This is a genomic window from Streptomyces luteolus (assembly GCF_029968015.1).
Lineage (GTDB): Bacteria > Actinomycetota > Actinomycetes > Streptomycetales > Streptomycetaceae > Streptomyces > Streptomyces luteolus.
Genome location: NZ_JASCIS010000096.1, coordinates 1 through 4,956 on the forward strand (window position 1 = coordinate 1; position 4,956 = coordinate 4,956).

Annotated in this window: 6 protein-coding genes; 2 read left to right on the forward strand and 4 right to left on the reverse strand. The window is 69.6% G+C overall.

Annotation, left to right across the window (positions count from 1 at the left end; translation table 11 throughout):
* Window positions 1–50: 50 nt before the first annotated feature.
* Complete coding sequence (thpR, locus tag QIT00_RS38500) at window positions 51–623, forward strand: RNA 2',3'-cyclic phosphodiesterase (RefSeq protein WP_282540159.1); 573 nt, start codon at window positions 51–53, stop codon at window positions 621–623.
* A gap of 133 nt (window positions 624–756) precedes the next feature.
* Here the strand turns inward: thpR and QIT00_RS38505 are convergent, their stop codons facing one another.
* From QIT00_RS38505 to QIT00_RS38520, 4 genes are all read right to left on the reverse strand, one after another.
* Window positions 757–1,746 (reverse strand): aldo/keto reductase, encoded by a 990-nt coding sequence (locus tag QIT00_RS38505; RefSeq protein WP_282540160.1) that lies wholly within the window; start codon window positions 1,744–1,746, stop codon window positions 757–759.
* 41 nt (window positions 1,747–1,787) lie between these two features.
* Complete coding sequence (locus QIT00_RS38510; protein WP_282540161.1) at window positions 1,788–2,351, reverse strand: Uma2 family endonuclease; 564 nt, start codon at window positions 2,349–2,351, stop codon at window positions 1,788–1,790.
* A 5-nt stretch (window positions 2,352–2,356) separates the two neighbouring features.
* A complete protein-coding gene (locus QIT00_RS38515) occupies window positions 2,357–2,947 on the reverse strand; it encodes a Uma2 family endonuclease (RefSeq protein ID WP_282540162.1) in 591 nt (196 codons plus the stop codon).
* 93 nt (window positions 2,948–3,040) lie between these two features.
* The gene (locus tag QIT00_RS38520; protein ID WP_282540163.1) at window positions 3,041–3,724 is read right to left on the reverse strand and encodes an SGNH/GDSL hydrolase family protein; all 684 of its coding nucleotides are present in this window, start codon (window positions 3,722–3,724) and stop codon (window positions 3,041–3,043) included.
* Between the two features lie 127 nt (window positions 3,725–3,851).
* Between QIT00_RS38520 and QIT00_RS38525 the strand changes: the two genes are divergently transcribed.
* Window positions 3,852–4,850: a TolB-like translocation protein gene (locus QIT00_RS38525; RefSeq protein ID WP_282540164.1), complete on the forward strand. Its 999-nt coding sequence runs from the start codon at window positions 3,852–3,854 to the stop codon at window positions 4,848–4,850.
* Window positions 4,851–4,956: the final 106 nt, after the last annotated feature.

The window sequence follows — 4,956 nt, forward strand, 5'->3', positions numbered from 1 at the left end:
GGCAGGACTTTCGGGAAGGGGCGGGGCGGGGAGAAGTGCAGACTGGCCAGATGAGACTCTTCGTAGCCGTGATCCCCCCGGCAGGCGTCCTCGATGAACTGGCCGCCGAAGTACGGGAGTTGAAGCAGCTGCCCGGCGCCGACGGGCTGGGCTGGACCGAGCGGGCCGGATGGCACTTCACGCTGGCGTTCCTGGGCGACGTACCCGAGGAGATCCGGCCCGAGCTGCGCGAGCGGCTGACGCGGGCCGCCCACCGCACCGCGCCGTTCCGGCTCGCCCTGCGCGGCGGCGGCCGGTTCGGGGACCGGGCGCTGTGGGCCGGGGCGGACGGCGAGCTCGATGTGATCCGGCGGCTCGCGGAGCGGGCGGAGGCGGCCGCGCGCAAGGCGGGCCTCGCCATGGACGACCACCGCCGCTACACCCCGCACCTCACCCTCGCCCGCAGCCGCGCCGCCACCGTCGACCTGCGCCCGTACGTCGAAGCGCTCGCGGGGTTCGCCTCGGAGCCGTGGACGGTCGGCGACCTCGCGCTCGTGCACAGCCGACTGCCGCGCAGCGGTGTGCCGGGGGAGCGGCCGCGCTACGAGGAGGTCGAGCGCCGGCCGCTCGGCGGCGCCGGTTAACCTCGAAGCGTGGACCCGAAGACCCGTAACCGGATCATGGCCGGTGTACTTGTGCTGATGTTCGTCGTCGTGGCGGTGGCGTCGGCCGTGGGGTGAGGCCCCCTCGTACGGCCGACGCCCTCGCGTACGCGAGCTACCAGGCGAAGGCCTCCGGCGACGGGCCGGGTCCCGGGAAGATCTCGTCCAGGGACGCCAGTACCTCGTCACCCAGCTCCAGCTCGACCGCGCGCAGCGCCGAGGCCAGCTGGTCGGCGGTGCGCGGGCCGACGATCGGGCCGGTCACCCCGGGCCGGGTGAGCAGCCAGGCCAGGGCGGCCTCGCCGGGTTCGATGCCGTGCTTGTCGAGCAGGTCCTCGTAGGCCTGCACCTTCTCCCGCATCTGCGTGTTGGCGAGCGCGTCGGCGCTGCGGCCGCTGGTCCTGCGCCCGCCCTGCGCCTCCTTCTTGATGACGCCGCCGAGCAGTCCGCCGTGCAGCGGCGACCACGGGATGACGCCGAGTCCGTACTCCTGCGCGGCCGGGATCACCTCCATCTCGGCGCGGCGCTCGGCGAGGTTGTAGAGGCACTGCTCGCTGACCAGGCCGTAGCTGCCGAGGCGGCGGGCGGTCTCGTTGGTCTGGGCGATCTTCCAGCCGGGGAAGTTGGAGGAGCCCGCGTAGAGGATCTTGCCCTGCTTGATCAGTACGTCGACGGCCTGCCAGATCTCCTCGACCGGGGTGCGGCGGTCGATGTGGTGGAACTGGTAGAGGTCGATGTGGTCCGTCTGGAGCCGCTTGAGGGAGGCGTCCACGGCGCGGCGGATGTTGAGCGCGGAGAGGCGGTCGTGGTTGGGCCACACATCGCCGTCGCCGGCCATGTTGCCGTACACCTTGGTGGCGAGCACGACCTTGTCGCGCCGGTCGCCGCCCTTGGCGAACCAGTTGCCGATGATCTCCTCGGTACGGCCCTTGTTCTCGCCCCAGCCGTACACATTGGCGGTGTCGAAGAAGTTGACGCCCGCGCCGAGCGCGGCGTCCATGATCGCGTGACTCTCCGGCTCGTCGGTCTGCGGGCCGAAGTTCATGGTGCCGAGGACGAGTCGGCTGACCTTGAGTCCCGTGCGTCCTAGCTGCGTGTACTTCATGGGGGTACAGCGAAGTGCGTGGAGTGGGCTCTAGGCAAGGGTCACTTGCGGTCGCGGGGGAATTTGGCGGTGTCGATGGTGAGTCCGAGGGGGGTGTGCGTCAGGTCGACCTTGTCGCCGAAGTCGGACTTCGACTCGGTGCGGTACTCACCGTTCTTCGGTTCGGTGTAGACGTGGCAACGGCCGACGTACGGGTCGGCGATGAGGTAGACGGGGACTTCAGCCGTGGCGTAGGAGGCCTTCTTCGGACCGTGGTCGTTCAGTCCGGTGCCGGGGGAGACCACTTCGGCGATGAACTCGACGTCCTGGTATCGCCAGCGCTCCTCTCCTTCAGGCCTGGCACCGTCACGGAGTTTGGCCACGTCCGGGCAGAAGCCGTTCAGGAAACCGGGGAAGTCGATGCGTACATCCGACATGACGAGAGAGGCCCGGCCGAACCTGGCGTCCACCGCCCGCAAGATCAGGAGGGTGATCTGCCAGTGCATGTCTCGCTGCGGTACAGCGTGGATGGCGCCTTCGACGACCTCCGCCTTGTAGCCCTCTGGTATGCCCTGCTCGATCACGTCGAACAGCTCGTCCAGGCGCTCGGCGCTGGTTCGGGTCATCGGGGTCAGTCTCGTGGGAAGTCGCTTGTGTCGAGCGCCAGAGCGACAACGGTATGGGTCAGATGGATGCTCTCGCCGAACGTGTACTTCCGCTCGCTCGCGTATTCGCCGTCCTTGGGTTCGGTGTAGAGCAGGCACCTGCCCTGGTAGGGATCGACGATCAAGTAGACGGGGACTCCGGCTTGCGCGTACGCGATCTTCTTCGGACCGTAGTCGTTCATGCTGGTGCTCCGGCTGATCACTTCGCCCACGAACTCGACGTCCGTGCACTGCCATTGGCCCTTGGCGTTCTTGACGGCGCCATCCTTGAGGAGGGTGATGTCGGTGGCGAAGCCGTTGAGGTGCCCCGGGTAGTCGATGCGTACGTCGGACTTCAGGCGCTTGCGGGGGTACTTGGCCCGCAGCTGATCGAGGATGTCGAAGGTGATTTCCCAGTGAGTGTCCCGCTGCGGCGACATGAAGATGTGCCCCCCGACGATCTCGGTCTTGTATCCCTCGGGGGCGGGCATCCTCTCGAGCCACTCGAACATCTCGTCCAGAGTGCGCTCGTCGTTGCTTTCGGCCATCTCGATCCTGTCGGTCTCTACGACGGTCATCGTGGCGCTCCTCCCCGGGCACCCATCGGCAAAAACGGGCACCCGCGCAGTACAACGATACGCACGGCAACAGGGCACGGGGTTCCCGAACGTTTATACGGCGTACGGCTCTCCGAGCCCCCAAGCCTGATGCATCGCGTCCGCGAACGCCCCCGCCAGCTTGTGTTCGCCGCTCGCGTTCGGGTGGGTTCCGTCGTACGTGTCGAGGTCGATGTCGTACGACGGCGGGACCGAGGTGAGGAGGACGGGGGAGCGGTCCGTGTCGAGGTCGGCGACCGTCTTCGCGAGGAGTTCGTTGAAGTGGTCGACCTCGGCGGCGAACGAACCGTCCGTGCGGGCGCGGACGTTGGGGATGACCGGCAGGACGGCCGCCGCGATCCGGGGGTTCGCGGCGCGGGCCTCGGTGAGGAACGTGCAGACGTTGGCCGCCGTCTGCTCGGCGTCGGTGTAGAAGCCGAGGTCGATCAGGCCGAGGGAGACGAGGAGCAGATCGGCGCGCTGCTCGCGTACCGTCTCGCGGATCAGCGGGGCCATGTGCAGCCAGCCCTCGCCCCAGCCGGCGAGATGGCGGCGCGGGAAGGCGGGCTCGACGCCGGGCGCGTACTCGTGCGAGACGGGGGCGTCGGCGGCCTTGTCGTGGAGCGTCTCGCGCGGGCCGACGATCTGGAACGGGCCGCCGTACGAGCTGCGCAGGTGCTGCCACATGCGGTGGCGCCAGGTGTGTTCGCCGGCGCTGCCGATGGTCATCGAGTCACCGACGAAGAGGAGCCTGAGCATCCGCTCATCATTCCGGATGCGGGGGGCCTCGGGACCGGCCCGTGGTGTGAGGCTGCACACGTGATGCGCAGGTGATGCACAGGTGAGGCACGGGTGGGTCCTCCGCCTCACCTGGCAGTCTGGGCACATGCGTTCACTTGTGGGTGTGACCGGGGCGGCGGCGCTCCTGCTGCTCTGCGCGGCGGGTCCGGCGGCTGCCGCCGATGGGGGGCAGGACGGGTTCACGATCGAGGACCCGAGGATCACCGAGTCCAGCGGCCTCGCCGCGAGCCGCGCGCACCCGGGGATCTACTGGACGCACAACGACAGCGACGACGGCGCCCACCTCTACGCGGTCGACTCCCGCACGGGGAGGACTGTCGCCACGCTCACCCTCAGCGGGGTGGGCGAGCCGCGCGACGTGGAGGCCGTGTCGATCGGCCCGGACGGCGACCTGTACGTGGGCGACATCGGGGACAACCTCGGCGGCACCTGGGACCACGTGTGGATCTACCGCCTCCCCGAGCCGAAGCAGCTGCGGGACATGACCGTGAAGGCCACGCAGTACGTCGTGAAGTACGCCGACGGGGCGCGGGATGCCGAGGCGCTGATGGTGCATCCGAAGACGGGCCGGGTCTACATCGCCGACAAGAAGCGCGACGGCGGCGGCGGGCTCTACGAGGGCCCGGCCGAGCTGTCCGCCACGGGCACCAACGTCTTCCGGAGGGTCGCGGACGTCGACCTGTGGACGACCGACGGCGCCTTCTCGCCGGACGGCCGACGGCTGCTGCTGCGCGGCTACTTCGAGGCGTCCTCGTACGCCTGGAAGGACGGCGGACCGGTCGGCCCCGAGCGGGCGGACGTGCCGTTGCAGCGGCAGGGCGAGTCGGTGACGTACAGCCCGGACGGGACGACGCTGATGTACGGCTCGGAGGGCCGGGGCAGCGAGGTCGAACCGATCGAGGCGCCGGGGGCGGCGGGCGACCGGCGGGCCAAGTCGCCCTCGGAGGGCGGGAGTTCGCGTGACGGTGGCAAGGGCGGCGGCGAGGGCGGCGGCGAGGACGGGAAACTCGGGACCGGCGCGGTCGTGATCGCGGTGATCATCGCCGCCGTGTTCGGGGTGCGGCGGCTGTTCCGCAAGGGGTGATGTCACCCCGGATGTCACCCTGTGTCATCACGTACGCGACGAGGGGCCCGGCACCTGCGCAGGTGCCGGGCCCCCCGTTGCGGAGGGGCGGGGCTGGTACAGCGTG